This window comes from Clostridioides sp. ZZV14-6154, assembly GCF_020657785.1.
In the GTDB taxonomy this organism is placed as follows: Bacteria; Bacillota; Clostridia; order Peptostreptococcales; family Peptostreptococcaceae; genus Clostridioides.
Window position 1 is genome coordinate 46,496 of sequence record NZ_JAGWCY010000012.1, and the last position, 22,247, is coordinate 68,742.

Sequence of the window (22,247 nt, forward strand, 5' to 3'; positions counted from 1 at the left end):
TTATTTACAGATAGTAAAAACCATTTAGATAAGGAGAAAAATTTATGCCTAAATTAGATAGTATAAAGAAAACTTTAGTATTAGGGTCAGGACCAATAATAATAGGTCAAGCGGCAGAATTTGACTATTCAGGAACTCAAGCATGTCAATCTTTAAAAGAAGAAGGAATTGAAGTTGTATTAATAAATAGTAATCCAGCTACAATAATGACTGATAAAGAAGTGGCAGATAAAATATATATAGAACCATTAACAATAGAATTTATAGAAAAAATAATAGAGAAAGAAAGACCAGATAGTTTACTTGCAGGTATGGGTGGACAAACAGGATTAAACTTAGCAGTTGAGCTTTATGAAAAAGGCATACTAGATAAATACGGAGTAAAAATAATAGGTACTTCAGTAGAATCTATCAAAAAAGGTGAAGATAGAGATATATTTAGAGATGTAATGAAAGAAATAAATCAACCTGTAATAGTTAGTGATATAGTTACAGAGTTACAAGCAGGTCTTGATTATGCACTTACAATAGGGTATCCAGTAGTTGTAAGACCAGCATACACATTAGGTGGAACCGGTGGAGGTATAGCTGATACAGAGGAAGAATTAAGAGAGATACTTTCGCATGGATTGCAATTAAGCCCAGTTGGACAAGTATTAATTGAAAAAAGTATAAAAGGTTGGAAAGAAATAGAATATGAAGTAATAAGAGATTCAAAAGGAAACTGTATAGTTGTATGTAACATGGAAAATATAGACCCAGTTGGAGTTCATACAGGAGATAGTATAGTAGTTGCTCCAACACAAACTCTAAGCAATAAAGAATGTGCGATGCTTAAAAAAGCATCTTTAGATATATTAAATGCAGTAGAAGTTCAAGGTGGATGTAATGTTCAGTTTGCATTAAACCCACATAGTTTTGAATATGCAGTTATAGAGATAAATCCAAGAGTTAGTAGATCATCAGCACTAGCATCAAAAGCCACAGGATATCCAATAGCCAAAGTTTCATCAAAAATAGCTTTAGGATATACTTTGGATGAAATAGAAAATGCAGTAACTAAAAAAACTTATGCTTGTTTTGAGCCAACTATAGACTATGTAGTGGCTAAGATACCAAAATGGCCATTTGATAAATTTAAAAAGGCAAATAGAAAATTAGGAACTAAGATGATGGCAACTGGTGAAATAATGAGTATAGGAAGTAACTTTGAAGCTGCTATTCTTAAGGGAATAAGATCACTTGAAACAGGAAAATATTCATTAGTTCATGCACCATCAGAAGAGAGAAGTATTGAAGCGTTAAAGAAAAGAGTTGTAGTACCTGATGATGAAAGACTATTTGATTTAGCTGAAATGATAAGACGAGGCTATAAAGTAGAAATGATAGAGCAAATCACAGGAATAGACAAGTGGTTTATAAATAAATTTAAATGGATAGTTGAACAAGAAGAAAAATTAAAAGTTATGAAGATTGAAGACTTAACTAAAGATTATCTTCTTGAGTTAAAGAAAAAAGGATTCTCTGATAAAGGTATATCTGATTTAATGAAGATTAGCCCAGAAAAATTATATGAATTAAGAAGTCTATATAACATAAAACCAGCATACAAAATGGTCGATACATGTGCGGGAGAAATAGATGCTATATCTCCATATTACTACTCAACTTATGAGCAATATGATGAAGTAGTTGTTAGCGATAAGAAAAAAGTAATAGTGTTAGGCTCTGGGCCAATAAGAATAGGTCAAGGTATAGAATTTGATTATTGTTCAGTTCACTGTGTAAAATCTTTAAGAAAGATGGATATAGAAACTATAATCATAAACAATAACCCTGAGACAGTAAGTACAGATTTTGATACATCAGATAAACTATATTTTGAACCATTAACAGAAGAAGAAGTTTTAAGTATAATTGAAAAAGAAAAACCAGAAGGTGTAATACTACAATTTGGAGGACAAACAGCTATAAAACTAGCTAAGTTCTTACATGAGAAAAATATACCTATATTGGGAACGGACTTTGATGATATAGATGCAGCAGAAGACAGAGAAAAATTTGACGAATTATTAGAGAGATTAGATATAAATAGACCAAAAGGAAAAGGTGTATGGTCACTTAATGAAGGTATTGAAGTTGCTAATGAATTAGGTTATCCAGTATTAGTTAGACCATCTTATGTACTTGGTGGTCAAGGTATGGAAATAACTTACAATGAAGAAAAATTATCTCAATACCTACAGGATGCATTTGATAGAGACCATAAAAATCCAGTACTTATAGATAAATATCTAACTGGTAGAGAAATAGAAGTAGATGCTATATGTGATAAAGAAGATATATTAATACCTGGAATAATGGAACACTTAGAAAGAGCTGGGGTTCACTCTGGAGATAGTACAACAATGTATCCAAGCCAAAATATATCTGATAAGATAAAGGAAAAGATAGTAGAATACACTAAAAAAATAGCTTTAGACCTTAATGTACTTGGTATGGTTAATATACAATTTATAGAATTCCAAAATGAATTATATATAATTGAGGTTAACCCTAGAGCCAGTAGAACAGTCCCATATATAAGTAAAGTGAGTGGAGTACCAATAGTTGACTTAGCTACAAAATGTATGCTAGGAGCTAAATTAAAGGATTTAGGATATGGTACAGGGGTTTATAAAGAGCCTAAACTAGTATCAGTAAAAGTGCCAGTATTCTCAATGTCTAAATTAGCTAAAGTTGAAGTAAGTCTTGGACCTGAAATGAAATCTACAGGAGAAGTTTTAGGTGTAGGAGAAAATCTAGAAGAAGCTTTATATAAAGGATTCTTAGCAGCAGGTAGACATATGTCCGATGAAAGAGGAGTAGTGCTTGCTACTGTCAATAATAACGATAAAGATGAATTTATAGCAATAGCAAAAGATATGAAAGAGTTAGGATATACTTTTGTTGCAACAGAAGGTACAGCTAAGAGTCTAAGAGAAAATGGAATAGAAGCTGATATAGTAAACAGAGTGGAAGAATCTAGACCAAACATACTAGATGCTATAAGAAATAAACAAGTTGATATAGTAATAAATACACCTACTAAAGGTAATGACTCAACAAGAGATGGATTTAAAATAAGAAGAACAGCTATTGAATTCTCTACTGAAATAATGACATCTTTAGATACATTAAAAGCCTTAGTAGAGGTTAAGAAAAAACACCTAAACAAAGATAAGTTAAAAGTTTACAATATAGCTGAATAGAAATTAAGTTGATTGTATAGTTTAAGAATTTAATCATTAAATTAAAAAGAAGAAGTTATTTTTTCTAGGAGTTTTTACTTTTGAGATAACTTCTTTTTTTTAAGAAATTTGTAGTATAATAGAAAAAGATAAAAAATAAATGCAAATGAGTATAAAACTAGAATGTAAAAGTGAAAAATATATATAGATATTTAAAAGATTATATTTAGTTAATGTTCTTTAGTTTGCCTAAAGAGAATTATAGGAGGTACTGTAATATGAAAGCAAGGTTAATATTAGAAGATGGGACAGTTTTTATAGGAAAAGCATTTGGATATTTAGAAGAAAGTGTAGGAGAAGTAGTATTTAATACTTCAATGATAGGATATGGTGAAGTTTTAACAGACCCTTCTTACTATGGTCAAATAGTTACTATGACTTATCCTCTTATAGGAAATTATGGTATAAATTTATCATCAGCAGAATCTGAAAAAGTGCAAGTGAAAGGATTTATAGTAAGAGAAAAAAGTGATTCTCCAAGTAATTTTAGATGTGAAATTGATATAGACCAATATTTAAAGCAAAATAAAGTGATAGGACTAGAAGGAATAGATACAAGAGCTTTAACTAAGATACTTAGAAATAATGGGACAATGAAAGGTATAATTACGTTAGAAGATAGTAAATTAGAAGATGTTAAACATAAATTAGATAAGTTTTCAAATACAGAAGCAGTTAGAACGGTTACAAGAAAAGAAGTAGAGCATATAGAAGGAAATGGTCCAAAAGTAGCTGTTATGGATTTTGGAGTTAAAAGAAACATCTTAAGATCATTTATAGCTCGTGGATGCGATATAACAATATTCCCAGCTACAACATCTCCAGAAGATGTATTAAGTATAAATCCTGATTTAATATTTTTATCAAATGGGCCTGGAGACCCAGAGGATTTAGAAGATGTTATAGAAAATATAAAAGTTCTAATTGGTAAAAAGCCTATAGTTGGAATATGCTTAGGACATCAGCTTTTAGCCTTAGCTCTTGGCGGAAAAACTGAGAAACTTAAATTTGGACATAGAGGTGGAAATCATCCAGTTAAAGATTTAGAAGAGGGAAAAGTATTTATAACTTCTCAAAATCATGGATATTATGTTTCAGAAGTTCCTGAACAAATGAAAGTGACACATATAAATTTAAACGATAATACTGTTGAAGGAATGAGACATGAGAAGCTAGATGTATACAGTGTTCAATACCACCCTGAAGCTTGTCCAGGGCCAAAAGACAATGACTATATTTTCGATAAGTTTTTAGAGTTTATAAAATAAATAATATCAGAATATATAGCTAAAAATAAGACTAACTTAAATCAAAAAAAGTATTGGTTTAATTAATATAGATATAATAAATAAACTCAAATTTAAAGATGAAATAAAGTAATTAAAATTGATTGTATAGATTATGAAGATAAAAACTGTGAAAATTGTTTAGATAAGGAGAAAGAGTTATGCCTAAATTAGATAGTATAAAGAAAACTTTAGTATTAGGGTCAGGGCCAATAATAATAGGTCAAGCAGCAGAATTTGACTATTCAGGAACACAGGCCTGCCAAGCACTAAAAGAAGAGGGAATAGAAGTTGTATTAGTAAATAGTAATCCAGCTACAATAATGACTGATAAAGAAATTGCAGATAAAATATATATAGAACCATTAACAATAGAATTTATAGAAAAAATAATTGAAAAAGAAAGACCAGATAGTTTACTTGCAGGTATGGGTGGTCAAACAGGACTAAACTTGGCTGTAGAATTACATGATGCTGGTATACTAGATAAATATAATGTAAAAGTTATAGGTACGTCTATAGAGTCTATAAAAAAGGGTGAGGATAGAGATTTATTTAGAGAAGTAATGAAAGAAATAAATCAACCTGTAATAGTTAGTGATATAGTTACAAATTTAGAAGCAGGTCTTGAATTTGCAAATAAAATAGGATATCCAGTGGTTGTAAGACCAGCATACACATTAGGTGGAACTGGTGGAGGTATAGCTGATACAGAGGAAGAATTAAGAGAGATACTTTCACATGGATTGCAATTAAGTCCAGTAGGTCAAGTTCTTCTTGAAAAGAGTATAAAAGGTTGGAAAGAAATAGAATATGAAGTAATGAGAGACGGAAATGGAAACTGTATAACTGTATGTAACATGGAAAATGTAGACCCAGTTGGAGTTCATACAGGAGATAGTATAGTTGTTGCTCCAAGTCAAACTTTAAGTGATGAAGAATACCAACTACTTAGAAAAGCATCAATAGATATAATAAATGCAATAGAAGTTCAAGGTGGATGTAATGTTCAAATAGCTTTAAATCCACATAGCTTAGAATATGCAATAATAGAAATAAATCCAAGAGTTAGTAGATCATCAGCACTAGCATCAAAAGCTACAGGATATCCAATAGCAAAAGTGGCGGCTAAAATAGCTTTAGGATATACTTTGGATGAAATAGAAAATGCGGTAACTAAAAAAACTTATGCTTGTTTTGAGCCAACTTTAGATTATGTGGTAGTAAAAATACCAAAGTGGCCATTTGATAAGTTTAAAAAGGCAAATAGAAAATTAGGAACTAAGATGATGGCAACTGGTGAAATAATGAGTATAGGAAGTAACTTTGAAGCTGCCATTCTTAAGGGAATAAGATCACTTGAAACAGGAAAATATTCATTAGTTCATGCTCCATCAGAAGGTAGAACATTAGAAGAGTTAAAGAAAAGAGTTGTAGTACCTGATGATGAAAGACTATTTGATTTAGCTGAAATGATAAGAAGAGGCTATAAAGTAGAAATGATAGAAGAAATCACTGGTGTTGATAAGTGGTTTATAAATAAATTTAAATGGATAGTTGAGCAAGAAGAAAAATTAAAAGGTCTTAAAATAGAAGATTTAGATAAGGAATACTTACATGAATTAAAGAAAAAAGGATTCTCTGATAAGGGTATATCTGACTTAATGAAGATTAGCCCAGAAAAATTATATGAACTAAGAAGTCTATATAATATACAACCAGTTTATAAAATGGTTGATACATGTGGAGGAGAATTTGAAGCTCTATCTCCATATTATTACTCAACTTATGAGCAATATGATGAAGTAGTTGTAAGTGATAAGAGAAAAGTGGTAGTATTGGGTTCTGGACCAATAAGAATAGGTCAAGGTATAGAGTTTGACTATTGTTCAGTTCACTGTGTAAAATCTTTAAGAAAAATGGGTATAGAAACTATAATTGTAAACAATAACCCTGAAACAGTAAGTACAGATTTTGATACATCAGATAAACTATATTTTGAACCATTAACAGAAGAAGAAGTTTTAAATATAATTGAAAAAGAAAAACCAGAAGGTGTAATACTACAATTTGGAGGACAAACAGCTATAAAACTAGCTAAGTTCTTACATGAGAAAAATATACCTATATTGGGAACTGATTTTGATGATATAGATGCAGCAGAAGACAGAGAAAAATTTGACGAATTATTAGAGAGATTAGATATAAATAGACCAAAAGGAAAAGGCGTATGGACAACTAATGAAGGTATTGAAGTTGCTAATGAATTAGGTTATCCAGTATTAGTTAGACCATCTTATGTACTTGGTGGCCAAGGTATGGAAATAACTTACAACGAGGAAAAATTAACTCAGTATTTAGATGATGCTTTTGCTAGAGACCATAAAAATCCAGTACTTATAGATAAGTATTTAACTGGTAGAGAAATAGAAGTAGATGCTATATGTGATAAAGAAGATATATTAATACCTGGAATAATGGAACATTTAGAAAGAGCTGGAGTTCACTCTGGAGATAGTACGACAATGTATCCAAGCCAAAATATATCTGATAAGATAAAAGATAAAATTCTAGAATATACTAAAAAAATAGCTTTAGACCTTAATGTACTTGGTATGGTTAATATACAATTTATAGAATTCCAAAATGAATTATATATAATTGAGGTTAACCCTAGAGCCAGTAGAACAGTCCCATATATAAGTAAAGTGAGTGGAGTACCAATAGTTGACTTAGCTACAAAATGTATGCTAGGAGCTAAATTAAAGGATTTAGGATATGGTACAGGAGTTTATAAAGAGCCTAAACTAGTATCAGTAAAAGTTCCAGTATTCTCAATGTCTAAATTAGCTAAAGTTGAAGTAAGTCTTGGACCTGAAATGAAATCTACAGGAGAAGTTTTAGGTGTAGGAGAAAACCTAGAAGAAGCTTTATATAAAGGATTCTTAGCAGCAGGTAGACATATGTCTGATGAAAGAGGAGTAGTGCTTGCTACTGTCAATAATAACGATAAAGATGAGTTTATAGCAATAGCAAAAGATATGAAAGAGTTAGGATATACTTTTGTTGCAACAGAAGGTACAGCTAAGAGTCTAAGAGAGAATGGAATAGAGGCTGATATAGTAAACAGAGTTGAAGAGCCTAGACCAAACATACTAGATGCTATAAGAAATAAACAAGTTGATATAGTAATAAATACACCTACTAAAGGTAATGACTCAACAAGAGATGGATTTAAAATGAGAAGAACAGCTATTGAATTCTCTACTGAAATAATGACATCTTTAGATACATTAAAAGCCTTAGTAGAGGTTAAGAAAAAGCATATAAACAAAGATAAATTAAAAGTTTATAATATAGCGGAATAAAAAAATAAACTAATATTTAGATTAATTAAAGGCGTTAGTCCGTAGAAGCTTTCGCCTTTAATTAATACTCTATAATTATTTTTTTATGTGAACTAAAATAAATATTAATCTTGATACTATCAGTTTTTTCTTTAATCATTAGATAGAGGATAAGAGTGGTAGTCATGAATTTCTTCATGTATAAGATTTTCATATTTATCATAATAGTATTTAATTGTAACAACTATTTTATCTCCCTTAGATACATTTCTATAGAGTTTTTTACTTTTAATAGAGTAGACCTCATCTTTATATATGGCATTAACTATAAAAATTTCTGACTCATAATCAAATGTGCCCATTACTGGATTATAGTGTTTTGAATCTTCTTTATAGCAGAAGCTTTCAACAGTCATTATATAAGTTCCAAATGAAATCCATTTGGTATATTTAAATAAATTTACTTTCTCATTAATATATGAAACTCCTGGCGTATCAAGAATTTTTTCTAATAATATTTTTTTCTCCATATACAAAAACTCCTTTCATATTATTTATTAATATTGTAGTACTTACTCATATAAATAAAACAAAAATATATTTATTAATGTGACTACATAACATAATCATTTTCTATTTCTTTCTTTAATCTATTAATTATAATGCTTAAAATTATTAATATAGCTACTACGATTATCAAAGCTACAATCAACCAAGGTGGAACTATGTGTCCAAAACCTCTATTGGCTGTAAATGCAGCAGTTGCAACAAGCCATCCAAATAAATTTAAAAATAAGAGCCTTGAATTTGATAATCTTCGCAATAAAACTTTTTTAGGTTCTATTTTTTGTTTAAATATTGAACGTAATTCTACTGACATCTCACCGCCACCATCGAATCTCTCGATTGCCTTATTTTGTGCTTCATCTATGTTATATCCATTTTCAATAAATTCATTTGCAGATGTTGTTAGATGTTCTCTTAGCTCTTCTTTTAAATCTTGAATCTCTTTGTTATTTTCGTTCTTATATAGTGTTTCTAAATACTCTTCTATTATTTTCATAAATCTAATCCCCCTTCTTTAGAAATTTGTTCATAATACCCTGTATAAAGTCCCACTCCTGAATTTTTATTTCTAAGTTATCCTTTCCGTCATCTGTTATATTGTAATACTTTCTCCTGCTTCCTACGCCTTGGTCATTTCCCCAATAAGATTTTATCAAACCCTTAGATTCTAATCTTTTAAGAGACACATAGAGTGTACTTTCTTTTAACTCAAATGTAGTTTCATCTCTAACCACTTTTGCTATTTCATATCCATATGAATCTCCTTTGTTTAGTATTGATAATATTAAAGTATCAATATGACCTTTAAGCACTTCTTTATTTAAGTCCATAAATTCACCTACTTTATGTTATCATATACCTCGTATTATAAGGTATATAGATATATAATAAAACATTTCATATTATTTTCCAAGTGTAAACTATAAAATTTTAATTATTATTTAAAAAGGGCATTCCATTTATGATTTAAAAATCATTTGGAAACGCCCTTTTTTATAATAATTGATTATACTAGACATCTTAAATCAATTTCCCTCTTTTTAACCTGTATCTGAATTTCGGTTAGAAGTTCCTCTTCATTGTTTGTAGATAGAGGGTCTATTATAGGTATCTCATATATATAATTTTCAATAGGTATCCTTTTATAATCAACATAGTCAACTAACTTTTTAAAAGCAGTATAATTTTCTCTGTAAGAACCTTTATATGTCATACAAATAAAATCACCAGCTGAAATTTCAGATATATATTTTTGAGATTTAGCATCAAATAAATCTCTTTCAACATTTACAAAGCTATTTTCATAGATGACTTTATCTTCGTTTAAGAATTTATCTATAGATACAAGACCACTTACTCCACCATAAAACACAGAGATATTATCTTCTAGTATATTTGCTATTTGTCTTCTGGAAAGTTCCATAGTTTCTTCACTACTTAAACCTTCTTCATATTCTATGGATAAAATACTTCTTCTTGGAATATGTTTTCTTACTATTTTACCTACTTCATCTACTTTCATACCTTTTTCCATTGTTTCTTTTTTTGTACTTAATACTTTTTTTATAAGTTCTAATTCTTTAATTTTTTCATCTACTATATTAATCTTATTAGTTAATAATTTTAGAATTTCTTCATTGTTTTCATCTAACTTTTCTTTGATTTCTTTTAATGGCATACCTAGATACTTTAAGTATTTTATAATATCCAATTGTGAAAATTGGTCAATTGAGTAATATCTGTAATTGCTTTCTTGATCAACATGAACAGGTTTAAATAAATCTATTTGGTCATAGTATCTTAGTGTTTGTATGCTTATTTTGTGAAGCTTTGACATTTCACCTATTGAAAACTTTTTACTCATATAATCACCTCATTTGAGATTTAGAATATATTCCATGGATATTCATCAGGTGGAGTACATATAAATTCCATTTTTTCCTTTGTTGTTGGATGGCAAATTTCTATTTTATTAGACCAAAGAGAAATCTGTTGTCCAATTTTATTTACTTCTTGGCCATATCTTTGGTCTCCATATAAAGGGTGTTTTCTAGTTGCAAATTGAACTCTTATCTGATGAGAACGGCCAGTTTTTAAGTTTACTTGAACTAAGCTTAGATTTTCTTTAAAACCCAATACTTTATAACTAAGTTCAGCTTCTTTAGCATCTTTATGTTTTTTTTTCACGACACTTACCATATTTGTCTTTTTATTTTTATATAAAAAATCTTTTAATATGTCTGAATCGGATTTCATTTTACCATGAACAACTGCCATATAGGTTTTTTTGAATGTCTTATTTCTTACTTGTTCAGACAATCTTGAGGCAGCTTTTGATGTTTTGGCAAAAACCATGACTCCACCTACTGGTCTATCCAATCTATGTACCAAACCAATATATACGTTTCCAGGTTTATTGTACTTTGTTTTGATATAGTCTTTTAAAAGATTTACCATGTCCTTATCATTGGTATCATCTCCTTGAGATAATACATTTACAGGTTTCTCTACAACTAATAAATGGTTATCTTCATATATGACTTTTATCATTATTTGTTCTCCCATCTTCCAAATATACCACAAGGAAGTATTTTACCATCCCTAGAAGCTGGTATTCCTAGTTCACCGCCATAAATTTCTCCATTATTTGCCTTTTTTCCTATTGTTGTAGATAGTACATTTTCAAGAACTATTGGAGAGAAGCCTGTTGTGTAAGAATTAATTAGAAAGAATAAAGGATTATCAGATAAAACACCCATACATAAATCCACAAAGCTATATAATTTTTCTTCTATCTGCCATACTTCTCCCTTAGGTCCTCTTCCATAAGAAGGTGGGTCCATTATTATTGCATCATATTTCTTACCTCTTCTTATTTCTCTTTCAACAAACTTTACAACATCATCTACTATAAATCTTACTGTTTGATTTTTAAGTCCTGATAACTCTATATTTTCTTTTGCCCAGTTGACCATACCTTTTGCAGCATCAACATGACATACTTCTGCACCAGCGGATGCACATGCTACTGTAGCTCCTCCTGTATATGCAAAAAGATTTAATACTTTTATAGGTCTGTCAGCTTTTTTGATTTTGTCCATCATCCAGTCCCAATTGGCTGCTTGTTCTGGGAATAATCCAGTATGTTTAAATCCAGTTGGTTTAATGTGGAATTTTAAGTTTTTGTAATTTATAGTCCATTGTTCTGGATATCTTTTTTTGTGTTCCCATTGACCTCCACCTTTATTACTTCTATGATAATGTCCATGAGGGTTTTTCCATAGAGCCCATTCAGACTCCATTGGCCATACAACCTGTGGATCTGGTCTTCTAAGTACATACTTACCCCAACGCTCTAATTTTTCTCCATTTCCCATATCTATAAGTTCATAATCTTTCCATTTATCTGCTAATAATAACATATCTTTCCTCCTATAAAATAACTCTCAATCCTATGTATTATACCACAAAATCAGTCATTTTTTGCTGTTTTAGATACTTTCTATTCTTTACATTTATTGTTAACATTATTACTCTTTTAAACATATTATATAGTATCTGATTTTTTTAATAAGAGGAGGAGAGTTTTAATGGAAAATTATCAAGCTACAAATACTTGTACATATAACATATTATATGTGCAGTTTAATGAAGACTTTGGCAGAAGTAAGTACTTTTCATATGATGTAAAATATCCTATTCTTTACAATATTAGAAATCAATCTACCTATGTAAATCCGCCTATTTTAAACAACATAAATTCTGCTGTAAAAATGACTGTAAATAATTTTAAGGTTGGATTACAAGAAGAAGAACAAGAATATAATAATGCAGCTTCTCAAAATTCACTTCCAAAACAAAGTTACTGGGTTTCTACTAATTATGCAGTTACTTTTAGTAAAAACTATGTACTAAGTATGATATTAAATCTTATGGGATTTGCTGGTAGTTCTGGGCCTAAATACAATACATTAAATAATTACAATATAGATTTAACAAATGGAAAAGAACTTTTACTAAGTGATATTTTTAGAGATGGGGTCGACTATATAAACATAATAACTGATTATATAAAATCTGAAATTAATGAAAATAGAGAAATGTATTATTCTAATGTAGAATTAGTTATACCTGTAGATCAGGCATTTTATATTACAGATGATGGGCTTGTTATCTATTTTGGTGTAGATGAAATAGCACCTGAAAGTTTTGGAATTCCTAAATTTAAGATAAGATTTTCTGATTTTGGAAATTTTATAAACCAACGTTTTTATTGCATTTCTCCAGACATATACATTCAATCAAGAGGAAGAGCTAAGCATTTTATGGTATAAAAATATAGATAATTCTGAGCCCTATTTTAGTGTATCTAGATTTATGCTGGAGTAGGGTTAAGATTTATCTATCTTAAAAACATAATTTAAACAGTACTATTTGTATATGTTAGTTATATAGACTTAGACCTACTGATAAACATTTATATAGTACAATTTGTATTAAAAGTTTTAACTTTTGACTCAACAAGAAGATTATATTATTATATATATTTAAGTTGCTATTTTTTTTTATACATTTGTTGATAAGCAGAGTTTTTATTGATTACTTCTACCTTTAAATTGGGATTACTTACTACCTCATACAAAAAAAGTTTTCCTAATTTTAACCTGATGTTCATCTCCAACCTGTTCCATTCATAGCCTTTGAACAATTCTTTTAATAAAAAAACCTCTCCACAATGGATGTTTTTTAACTCATCTATTGCATCATTTAACAGACTATTCATATTATTTCCTCCAATTTGTATAATTTCATTAACTTCATTATATTGTTAATTTTTGACATAGTCAAACAAATTATAAAGGAATTATAATGGTGTCAAAAGTTAACAGTATTGACACCAAAAAATCGTTTTAGTAAAATGTATAAAGACATGTAGATACAGATATCTACAAATTTCTGCATTAAATATTTACGTTAGGAAGTGATTATTATTATATATGGATATTGCCGTGTCAGTACAAAGAATCAGACAGATAACAACAGTTTGTATCAACAACAGCAAGAGATATTAAGCAAGTATAACAATGCCAAAATAATAAAAGAAACTTATACAGGTACTACTACAAATAGACCTAAATTTGAAAAAATTATATCTTCTTTAAAAAAGGGAGATTTACTTGTTGCAACTAAACTTGATAGACTGGCTAGAAGTACATCAGAAGGAATACAACTGATAGAGGGTTTGTTTGCTAAAGAAGTTAGTGTCCATATTTTAAATATAGGTCTCCTAGAAAATACTTCAATGGGGAAGTTCTTTTTAACTACATTACTTGCAGTTGCAGAACTTGAAAGAAATATGATAATAGAACGAACTCAGTTGGGAAAAGAATTTGCTAGAAGGAAAAAAGATTTTAAGGATGGTAGACCAAAGAAATATAGTAATCAGCAGATACAATACGCATTGGGATTATTAAATTCTAAACCTTATAGAGAGGTTGTGAAGATGACTGGTATCTCTAAAAGCACACTTATTCGTGCGAAGAAATCAATTTAATGAGATTTTACTTATGAAAAATTAGAGGTATAAATAAATTGGATGATTTGAATATATTTATGCCTCTAATTAATTTTATTTACAGATATATGGATATAATAAATAGTAAAACTTTTTTTGATTTTTATATAAAGTTTTATAGAGTATATAATTTTCTTGATGTAGTATATTTTATTACATATGTTAAATCATAGTAATGTGTATAATTACTATAGACTTTTGATGAGAAAATGACAATGAAAGAATTTACACAGAGAACAAAAAATTGATGTTTTATGTATTGAATCAAATTTAATATAAAAAGAGATATGCATTAAAATAAGCTTATTTTAATACATATCTCTTTTTATGTTAAATTTTTTAAACATTGTAAAAAAAATATCAAAAATATATTGACTCTATAGTTACTATAGAGTTTATAATTAAAACTGTAAAAAAGCAAAATAAGTGTCAGATTTTTAGAAATTATAACAAATATAAAAGTATACTTAAAAAGTTTGTACTAATTAAAGCTGAATTGGTGAAATTTGGCAGGGAAAACGTTGTATAAATAGGTCAAAACAGGAGGAATTAAAATGAGTAATAATATTAATCAAGATTTGGAGACAAAAATAATACATTGGGGACATAGTGCAGATCCAACAACAGGTGCATTAGCTACTCCAATATGTCAAACAGCAACATTTGCTGCAAAGACAGTAGAGCATTTTGAAGAGTTATGTATGACATGGGGGTATGTATATACAAGAGAGTGTAATCCTACACTTACAGAGTTAGAAGCTAAATTAGCTATGCTTGAAAATGCAGAAAGTGCTATATCTAGTACATCAGGTATGGGAGCAATAACATCTACTATATTAGCATTAGTAAAAAGTGGAGACCATATAGTTAGTTCTGATGGAATATTCTCACATACTAAATTATTTATGTCTGAGTTGTTGGCTAAATTTGGCGTTGAAGTTACGTTTGTGGATGCAGTAAATCCACAAAATGTAAAAGATGCAATGAAATCAAATACTAAGATAGTTTATATAGAAAGTCCATTAAATCCATCATTAGATTTAGTAGATATAAAAACAATAGCAGAAATAGCTCATGAAAATAAGAGTTTAGCTATTGTTGACAGCACTTTTGGTACTCCAATTATACAAAGACCAATAGACTTAGGTGCAGACTTAGTAATACATAGTCTTACTAAATTTATAAATGGACATGGAGATACTTTAGGGGGAGCTGTAGCAGGTTCAAAGGAATTAATAGATTTAGTGAGATGGCCAAGTTTATGTTGTTTTACAGGAGCATCTTTACCACCAATGAGTGCGTGGATGATTTTAAGAGGTATGAAAACGTTAGATATGAGAATGAAAAAACACTGTGAAAATGGATTGGCAGTAGCAGAGTTTTTAGAGCAAGAAGAAAATGTAGAATTGGTAAAATATCCAGCACTAAAAACTCATCCTCAGTATGAACTTTGCAAAACTCAAATGAATGGTTTAGGTGGAGGAGTAGTTTCATTTAAACTTAAAGATGGAATAAATGGATTAACAAGAGACCAAGCTAGTAGAAAATTAATGAATTCTTTAGAACTTGCAACAATAGCAACAAGTTTAGGAGAAGAACATACATTAGTTCAAATGAATGGAGAAAATCTAATAAGAATAGCAGTAGGATTAGAGTCTGCAAATGATATAATAAATGACTTTAAACAAGCTATAGAAAAATTAAAATAAAGTTATAGAAATAAAACTAGAAAATTAAAATCTTAAGGAGAGAAAATCATGGAAAACAAAAATAATGTTAAGAGATTTTTGGTAATATTCATATTGGCATTTGGAACAACAGCCATGTATAGTTTACCATATATGAAGTCATCATTTTATGATCCAATGCAACAAGCATTAGCATTGAGTCATACGCAAATAGGGAACTTATTGAGTTTATATGGATTAGTAGGAATGGTATCTTATTTTATAGGTGGATGGTTTGCTGATAGGTTTTCAGTTAGAAAACTGATAACTTTTTCTTTAATTGCTTCAGGAGCATTAGGGTTTTACTTCTCAACATTTCCATCATACAACATGATTCTTTTAATATTTGTATTATGGGGATTTACAACAATATTAACATTCTTCTCAGCTTCTGTTAAGGTTGTTAGAATGCAGGGTAGTGAATCAGAACAAGGAAGAATATTTGGATTTTATGAAGGGTTATCAGGGGTATCAGGTACGTTAATTTCTTTTATAGGTCTTTACTTCTTTGGAAAATTTGCTGAAATAACTATTGGATTTAAATATGTAGTATGGTTATATTCTGCAGCATCTATAATATGTGGTATACTTTTATTCTTCTTAGTAGAAGAAAAGAAAGATACTGGAGCATCAGATGAAGGATTAAGTATTAAATCATTACTAAAAGTAGTTACAATGCCAAAAGCTTGGCTGATTGGTCTTATAATATTTTCAACTTATTTAGTATTTTCAAGTTTAACTTATTTAAGCCCATACTTATCAGAAGTTTATGTAATGCCAATGACTTTAGTTTCAGCTTTATCAATAATTAGAACTTATGTTATAAAAATGGGAGCATCCCCTATTGCAGGTGTTATAACAGATAAAGTTGGTTCATCTATAAGAGTAATGTTTGTAGGGTTTATATTAATGACAATAAGTACAGCAGCTTACTTAGTAATCCCTAAGAGTGCAGGACTTATATGGATAGCTGTAATAAATATGATAATACTAAGTGTAATCTTATTTGGATTTAGAGGTATATACTTTGCATCTGTTTCAGAGTCTAATATATCTTTAGAAACTACAGGAGCAGTAGTTGGATTCGCTTCATTTATAGGATTTTCTCCAGATGCATTTTACTATACAGTTGCAGGTAACTGGTTAGATAAATATGGACAAACAGGATATACGTATATATTTATTTTATCTGTAGTGTGTGCAGTTATAGGTATATTTGCCACTTATGCTTTAAATAAAATAAATAAAAAAGAAAATAAAAACTTGAATAATAAAATTGCTTAAATACTTATAATTATTTATATAACTCTACCTATTTTTAAAAATGGGTAGAGTTGTTCATGTTTAAAATAAGAAATAGTTTCAGTTTAGAGATTTCATAATTATAAAATAACTTTATAACATGTGGTATAAAGTAAGTTTAATTAAAAAATGACAGTAACCATTTAAATATTAAAATAGAAAATTAAGACAATAATAAGAATATGGAGAGTAGATATGTTAGCATTATGGGAAAATGGAATTATAATTATATTTGCATTTCTATTGTTAGGGATAGGCTATTATTTTTCTAGAAATGTAAAAGATATGGAAAGTTATTACCTAGGAAATCGAAGTTTACCATGGTCTTTGATAGTAGGTACTTTGGTTGCCTCTTGGTATGGTGGAGTTGGTACAGTTGGTAGTGTAGAGTATGCAGCTATATATGGGATATCTGCATGGGCAGTATGGTCAATAGCTGCACACATTGGAAGAATGCCTTTAGCATTGTGGGTTGGACCAAGAATTCATATAAGAACTAATATAACAGTTCCTGATTTATTAGAAAGTTTTTATGGAAAGCAAGTTGCTATAATTGGAGCAGTTTTAATGTTTATATATTGTGCACAACTTGGAGAAATAACAGCTATGGGAACTATAGGTAATGTAGCTTGGGGAATTGATAAACAACTAATAGGGTTTATAATGGTAGTGGTAGTAGTTATATTGACAGTTCTTGGTGGTCTTATGGGAGTTGCCATTACAGATATGGTATTGTTTTTCTGCATGGTATTTGGTCTAACTATGGTCATGCCAGGTCAATTTGACCAAATAGGTGGTTTTCAAGGTCTTACAGAAGCACTTAAAGATGCACCTCAGCTAATGCATCCTACAAAAGGTATGTCAGCAATGAAAGCATTGATGTTAATAGTATATTCATTTGGAGCTTATTCAGACCCAACTTTCTATCAAAGGTTTTCGGCAGCAGATTCTCCAAAAGTTGGTAGGAGAGCCTTGTTGACTTGTTTTTCTCTGTGGATATGTTTTGACATGGTGTTAACTATGACAGGTCTTATAGTTAGAGCCACTTATCCAGAAATGGCTCCAGCAGCTGGATATATAACTTTAGTTTTAAATACATTGCCAGAAGGTATAAGAGTAATATTTATAATAGGAATTTTAGGTTCAATAATATCAACACTAGATAGTTATTATCTAGCAGCAGGAGCCACTTTAGCAAATGATATATATGGAAGAATTACTAAAAAAGAATTATCTCAAAAGCAATTAGTTAAACTTACTAGAGTAGGTGTATGTTTAGCGGCAGTTATGGGACTTAGTGTGGCGTTTAGATTTGAAAATGTATATGATGCATGTATATTTGTAGGAAGTATTTGGATGGGTTCAGCATTTGTACCTATAGTAGGAGGACTTCTTGGTAATGGAAGAAGAACATCTATGGGCGGTATTTTGGGAATGATTGTAGGTGGAGTAACTTTTGGTTATTTTAAAATGTTTCCAGTTCAAAGTTTTGAATTAGAGCCTCTTGTTATAGCCATCCCTCTTTCATTTATTGCATGGACAATAGGAAATAGAATAGGCGAAAATTTAAATACACAAAATAATCTATAAAAAGGAGTAGTTATTATGTCTAAATTGGTCTCTAAAGTAAAAAAAGATTTGGAAATAAAATGGATTGGTATAGATGGTTTTTTAGTCCTATTATACTTCTTAATAACAGGATTTATATTTTATGGTATAGTAACTAAAAATGATATTATAGTTGGAAAGATAATCCCATATGGAGTTATGATAGCAGTAGTTATAATATTTTTTGATTATCTATATAGAGTATTCAAAATGACAAGAAAAAAAGAGGAAAGGGAATGATTTTATGGATATAAGAGCATTGCCTATAAAAATTACAAAAGATGAAGCTATAGATATAGCAAAAAGTGGAAAGAATTCCTTATTAAGTATGTTGATATTAAAAAATAAAGAAGTTCATGAAGTTAGACTTCATTATATAGAGTTTAAAGTCGTTACACTTAAAATTTATCAAAATAAATCTCCTTTCATGAAAAAAAAACAAGCTAGCAATATAAATGAATTAAATATTTTAGTAAATGGCTCTACAGGTGCTGGTAGTATAGTACAAGAATTACCAGTATCTGAAATTGTAAAAAATGTAGATAATGACATCATACAATATAGTGATAAGGATGAGAGAAGGGTAAAAGCAAAGGCAAATAAAATGGCTATAAGATTAAGTCACAGGTTTATGGGGGGAATACCAGAGATTGAGATAGTTAAAATTGAAAGTATCTTTAGACCATACTGGGTAGTATTCTTTGGAAAAGTGGAATTAAATACAAGAGTAAGTTACTTGCCAATTGAAGCAGATGGCTTTGTTATAGGAATGTAAGATATTTTATATAAATATATTTTACACTTATTGTATAATACATATTGAGAGAAGAGATAATATTTAGTTATATACAAAGTAGCTTCTATATTAGATAACCTAATTTATAATAAGTGATTTTAATGTATATAGATTATAATAATGGAGGAAATTTTCTTATGACAAACTATAAATATACAGGATTTTATATAGAAAAACCAGTAGGAAATAATGTATTTTCATATGAAGAAAGAGAAAATAAGAGTATATATGTTCCAAAACTAATAAGTGGAACACTGGATGATGTGAAATTGGGAAATAAAGTAGTATTTAATGAAATTGATGAAAATAAAGAGATAAAAGCAAAAGGATTGGAAAATATGGTCGAATATGTCCTGGGAAATAAAAGAATATATGTTTTTGATAATCATAACCATGCATTTTATTTTTGGATAAAATCTATGATGGCAAATGAATTCACAAGAGGATGTAAACTAGTACATGTAGACCAGCATAAGGATACTAGAGAGCCTAAAAACTACAATGTAGATATAAATAATCTGGAGGATGTATTTAGGTATACAAATGAGGTTTTAAATGTAGGAAGTTTTATAAAACCAGCATTAAAACATAGTATATTTTCAGAATTAATAATAATAGATAGCTCATATGGCTTTGATTTAGATATAGAGCCAGAGTTTGTTCTTGATATAGATTTAGATATATTTTCAGAGGATATGGACTATATACCATTTGATTTTAAACTAGAAAAGATAAAAAATCTAATTAAAAAGGCTAAAGTTGTAACAATTGCTACTAGTCCTTACTTTATAAACCAAGAGTATGCTATAAAAGTATTAAAAGAATTGTTTAATTATGATATAATGTAAGAGTTAACTTTAAATAGAATATGGTATAATCAAAAAGAAGAAACTTCCAATCTAACTAAAAGATTTTATACTATAAAAAAACTAAAAAAATATAGATATACTTAGGAGGAAAAAAGTATGAGTTTATATACTGAATGGAGAAATTTAAGTGATAACCACGAGAATCAAGAAACAGAGGTAAAATTCTGGGAAGAATATTTAAAAGTTGAAGCTGGAATATACAATGAAATATTAAATAATAAAATGGATGTTGTTGAAGGTAAAGTAAGTGAATTAGCTGAGAAATTTGGAACTACTAATGAATTTTTCATGGGATTCATAGATGGAATAAGTGAGAGTTTAAAAGAAGATATAGTTTTAGAAGATGTAGAAGCTGATAAAGAAGTTTCTATAAAAATAGATTGGGAAAAATTATATAACAATATGGTAACTGTTGAGGCTCATTGGCTATATAATTTACAAGGTTGGGAAGAAATATTACCAGCAGACCAAAGAAAAGAAATAATAAAAGCATACAAAAAATCTAAAACAGTAGTTAAAGAAGCAAAAATAGGAAGAAATGATTCATGCCCATGTGGAAGTGGTAAAAAATATAAGAAATGTTGTGGAAAGTAAGGTAATCTTATGTTTATTTTAAGATTTGCAGATGATGATGACAATTTATCAGTTAAAGATTTTACATCTTTAACTGATTTAAAAAAATATATTAGTGAAAATAGTATAGATAAAACATGGCATCAAATTGAAGAAGTTAAAAAAGTAATACCTAACCTAAAAGAGGAATAAAATTAAGTAACACTAAAAAGAATATTAAAAAATAGTTGTCAATAGTTGTCTATAAGGACAACTATTTCTATTTTTAGATATAAATATAAAATATACAGGGGGTATAAATATGAAATTTATTGATTTACATTGTGATACTATAGCAAAATTAATGGAAAATGTGGAAACAAGTGAACTTAAAACTAACAAATATTCTGTTGATATAGACAGGTTGAAAAAAGGGGATTCATTGGCTCAAACATTTGCTCTTTTTGTTGATACTGAAGAAGTAAAACATCCTTTTGATTACTGTATGAGTATGGCAGATAAATTTCATAAAGAAATGAAAAAAAATAGTGATGTAATAGCTCTAGCTACTAACTATGAAGAAATTATGAAAAATCAATCAGAGAATAAACTTACAGCACTTTTATCTATAGAGGAAGGGGCAGTACTTGAAGGTAGAATAGAAAACTTAAAGAAGTTTTATGATTTAGGTGTTAGAATGATGACAATAAGTTGGAATCATGTGAATGAGTTAAGTTTTCCTCATAATAAGATAGAGTATAGAGAAAAAGGTCTTACAGATTTTGGTAGAGAAGTTGTACATAAGATGAATGAACTAGGTATGCTAGTTGATATTTCTCATATTTCAGATGGTGGATTTTATGAAATTGCAAAAATATCTTCTAAACCAATAATAGCTACACATTCAAATTCAAGAGCAATGATGAATCATACTAGAAACCTAACTGATGATATGATTAAAGTGTTGGCTAATAAGGGTGGGGTTACAGGAATAAACTTCTTCCACTTGTTTTTAAGTGATAAAAGTGAAAGTAAGCTTGAAGATATGGTTAGACATATAAAACATATTGTAAATGTTGGAGGAATTGATGTTGTAGCTTTAGGCTCAGATTTCGATGGAATACATTCAAAGGTTGAGATTGAAGATATATCTCAAATGGGTAAATTATATGAACCTCTAAAAAAAGAAGGATTTAGTGAAGATGAAATAGAAAAAATATACTATAAAAACGCTTTAAGGGTAATAAAAGAAGTGTTATAAGAAATGTTTTTTTGACATTAGGAAACAAAGTTTTATATCGAACATAGTATAAACTAAGATAAAAATT

At 29.1% G+C, this 22,247-nt stretch carries 21 protein-coding genes; 14 read left to right on the top strand and 7 right to left on the bottom strand.

The features are described from left to right. Positions 1-44: 44 nt before the first annotated feature. From carB (KGF45_RS17145) to carB (KGF45_RS17155), 3 genes are all read left to right on the top strand, one after another. Positions 45-3,251, top strand: a complete 3,207-nt coding sequence (gene carB / locus KGF45_RS17145) for a carbamoyl-phosphate synthase large subunit (RefSeq protein WP_227828647.1) — start codon at positions 45-47, stop codon at positions 3,249-3,251. Positions 3,252-3,508: 257 nt separating this feature from the next. Then, positions 3,509-4,558: a glutamine-hydrolyzing carbamoyl-phosphate synthase small subunit gene (gene carA / locus KGF45_RS17150; protein ID WP_227828648.1), complete on the top strand. Its 1,050-nt coding sequence runs from the start codon at positions 3,509-3,511 to the stop codon at positions 4,556-4,558. 179 nt (positions 4,559-4,737) lie between these two features. After that, on the top strand, positions 4,738-7,944 hold the full coding sequence (carB, locus tag KGF45_RS17155; protein ID WP_227828649.1) for a carbamoyl-phosphate synthase large subunit: 3,207 nt from the start codon (positions 4,738-4,740) through the stop codon (positions 7,942-7,944). Positions 7,945-8,075: 131 nt separating this feature from the next. On the opposite strand, the gene KGF45_RS17160 is transcribed toward carB (KGF45_RS17155), so the two are convergent. From KGF45_RS17160 to KGF45_RS17185, 6 genes are all read right to left on the bottom strand, one after another. Further along, a complete protein-coding gene (locus tag KGF45_RS17160; RefSeq protein ID WP_227828650.1) occupies positions 8,076-8,453 on the bottom strand; it encodes a DNA polymerase III subunit delta in 378 nt (125 codons plus the stop codon). Between the two features lie 83 nt (positions 8,454-8,536). Then, positions 8,537-8,986 (bottom strand): permease prefix domain 1-containing protein, encoded by a 450-nt coding sequence (locus KGF45_RS17165; RefSeq protein ID WP_227828651.1) that lies wholly within the window; start codon positions 8,984-8,986, stop codon positions 8,537-8,539. Positions 8,987-8,990: 4 nt separating this feature from the next. After that, complete coding sequence (locus tag KGF45_RS17170; protein ID WP_227828652.1) at positions 8,991-9,320, bottom strand: PadR family transcriptional regulator; 330 nt, start codon at positions 9,318-9,320, stop codon at positions 8,991-8,993. A gap of 176 nt (positions 9,321-9,496) precedes the next feature. Beyond that, positions 9,497-10,354 carry a MerR family transcriptional regulator gene (locus tag KGF45_RS17175; RefSeq protein WP_227828653.1) on the bottom strand — a complete coding sequence of 286 codons (858 nt, stop codon included), beginning with the start codon at positions 10,352-10,354 and terminating at the stop codon, positions 9,497-9,499. Between the two features lie 20 nt (positions 10,355-10,374). Continuing rightward, a complete protein-coding gene (locus KGF45_RS17180; protein WP_227828654.1) occupies positions 10,375-11,040 on the bottom strand; it encodes an RluA family pseudouridine synthase in 666 nt (221 codons plus the stop codon). Then, complete coding sequence (locus KGF45_RS17185; RefSeq protein ID WP_227828655.1) at positions 11,040-11,912, bottom strand: class I SAM-dependent methyltransferase; 873 nt, start codon at positions 11,910-11,912, stop codon at positions 11,040-11,042. Before KGF45_RS17185 ends, KGF45_RS17180 begins: the two co-directional genes overlap by 1 nt. Before the next feature lie 168 nt (positions 11,913-12,080). Between KGF45_RS17185 and KGF45_RS17190 the strand changes: the two genes are divergently transcribed. Next, positions 12,081-12,824: an RsiV family protein gene (locus KGF45_RS17190; protein ID WP_227828656.1), complete on the top strand. Its 744-nt coding sequence runs from the start codon at positions 12,081-12,083 to the stop codon at positions 12,822-12,824. 221 nt (positions 12,825-13,045) lie between these two features. Here KGF45_RS17190 and KGF45_RS17195 read toward each other — a convergent pair whose 3' ends face one another. Then, complete coding sequence (locus KGF45_RS17195) at positions 13,046-13,273, bottom strand: single-stranded DNA-binding protein (RefSeq protein ID WP_227437569.1); 228 nt, start codon at positions 13,271-13,273, stop codon at positions 13,046-13,048. A gap of 201 nt (positions 13,274-13,474) precedes the next feature. Here KGF45_RS17195 and KGF45_RS17200 point away from each other — a divergent pair, with 201 nt between their 5' ends. From KGF45_RS17200 to KGF45_RS17245, 10 genes are all read left to right on the top strand, one after another. Beyond that, complete coding sequence (locus KGF45_RS17200; protein ID WP_227828683.1) at positions 13,475-14,044, top strand: recombinase family protein; 570 nt, start codon at positions 13,475-13,477, stop codon at positions 14,042-14,044. A gap of 575 nt (positions 14,045-14,619) precedes the next feature. Next, positions 14,620-15,774, top strand: coding sequence for a trans-sulfuration enzyme family protein (locus KGF45_RS17205; RefSeq protein ID WP_227437567.1), 1,155 nt, complete (start codon positions 14,620-14,622; stop codon positions 15,772-15,774). A gap of 48 nt (positions 15,775-15,822) precedes the next feature. Next, the gene (locus KGF45_RS17210; protein WP_227842928.1) at positions 15,823-17,076 is read left to right on the top strand and encodes an MFS transporter; all 1,254 of its coding nucleotides are present in this window, start codon (positions 15,823-15,825) and stop codon (positions 17,074-17,076) included. 213 nt (positions 17,077-17,289) lie between these two features. Further along, positions 17,290-18,684, top strand: coding sequence for a sodium:solute symporter family protein (locus tag KGF45_RS17215; RefSeq protein ID WP_227828658.1), 1,395 nt, complete (start codon positions 17,290-17,292; stop codon positions 18,682-18,684). A gap of 15 nt (positions 18,685-18,699) precedes the next feature. Then, positions 18,700-18,942: a hypothetical protein gene (locus KGF45_RS17220; protein ID WP_227828659.1), complete on the top strand. Its 243-nt coding sequence runs from the start codon at positions 18,700-18,702 to the stop codon at positions 18,940-18,942. 4 nt (positions 18,943-18,946) lie between these two features. After that, on the top strand, positions 18,947-19,477 hold the full coding sequence (locus tag KGF45_RS17225) for a hypothetical protein (protein ID WP_227828660.1): 531 nt from the start codon (positions 18,947-18,949) through the stop codon (positions 19,475-19,477). 158 nt (positions 19,478-19,635) lie between these two features. Then, on the top strand, positions 19,636-20,346 hold the full coding sequence (locus KGF45_RS17230) for a UPF0489 family protein (protein WP_227828661.1): 711 nt from the start codon (positions 19,636-19,638) through the stop codon (positions 20,344-20,346). 117 nt (positions 20,347-20,463) lie between these two features. Then, positions 20,464-20,961 (top strand): SEC-C metal-binding domain-containing protein, encoded by a 498-nt coding sequence (locus KGF45_RS17235; RefSeq protein WP_227828662.1) that lies wholly within the window; start codon positions 20,464-20,466, stop codon positions 20,959-20,961. A gap of 9 nt (positions 20,962-20,970) precedes the next feature. Further along, complete coding sequence (locus KGF45_RS17240) at positions 20,971-21,132, top strand: hypothetical protein (protein WP_227437552.1); 162 nt, start codon at positions 20,971-20,973, stop codon at positions 21,130-21,132. Between the two features lie 109 nt (positions 21,133-21,241). Beyond that, entirely contained in the window at positions 21,242-22,180 is a 939-nt protein-coding gene (locus KGF45_RS17245; protein WP_227828663.1) for a dipeptidase, read from the top strand. Positions 22,181-22,247: the final 67 nt, after the last annotated feature.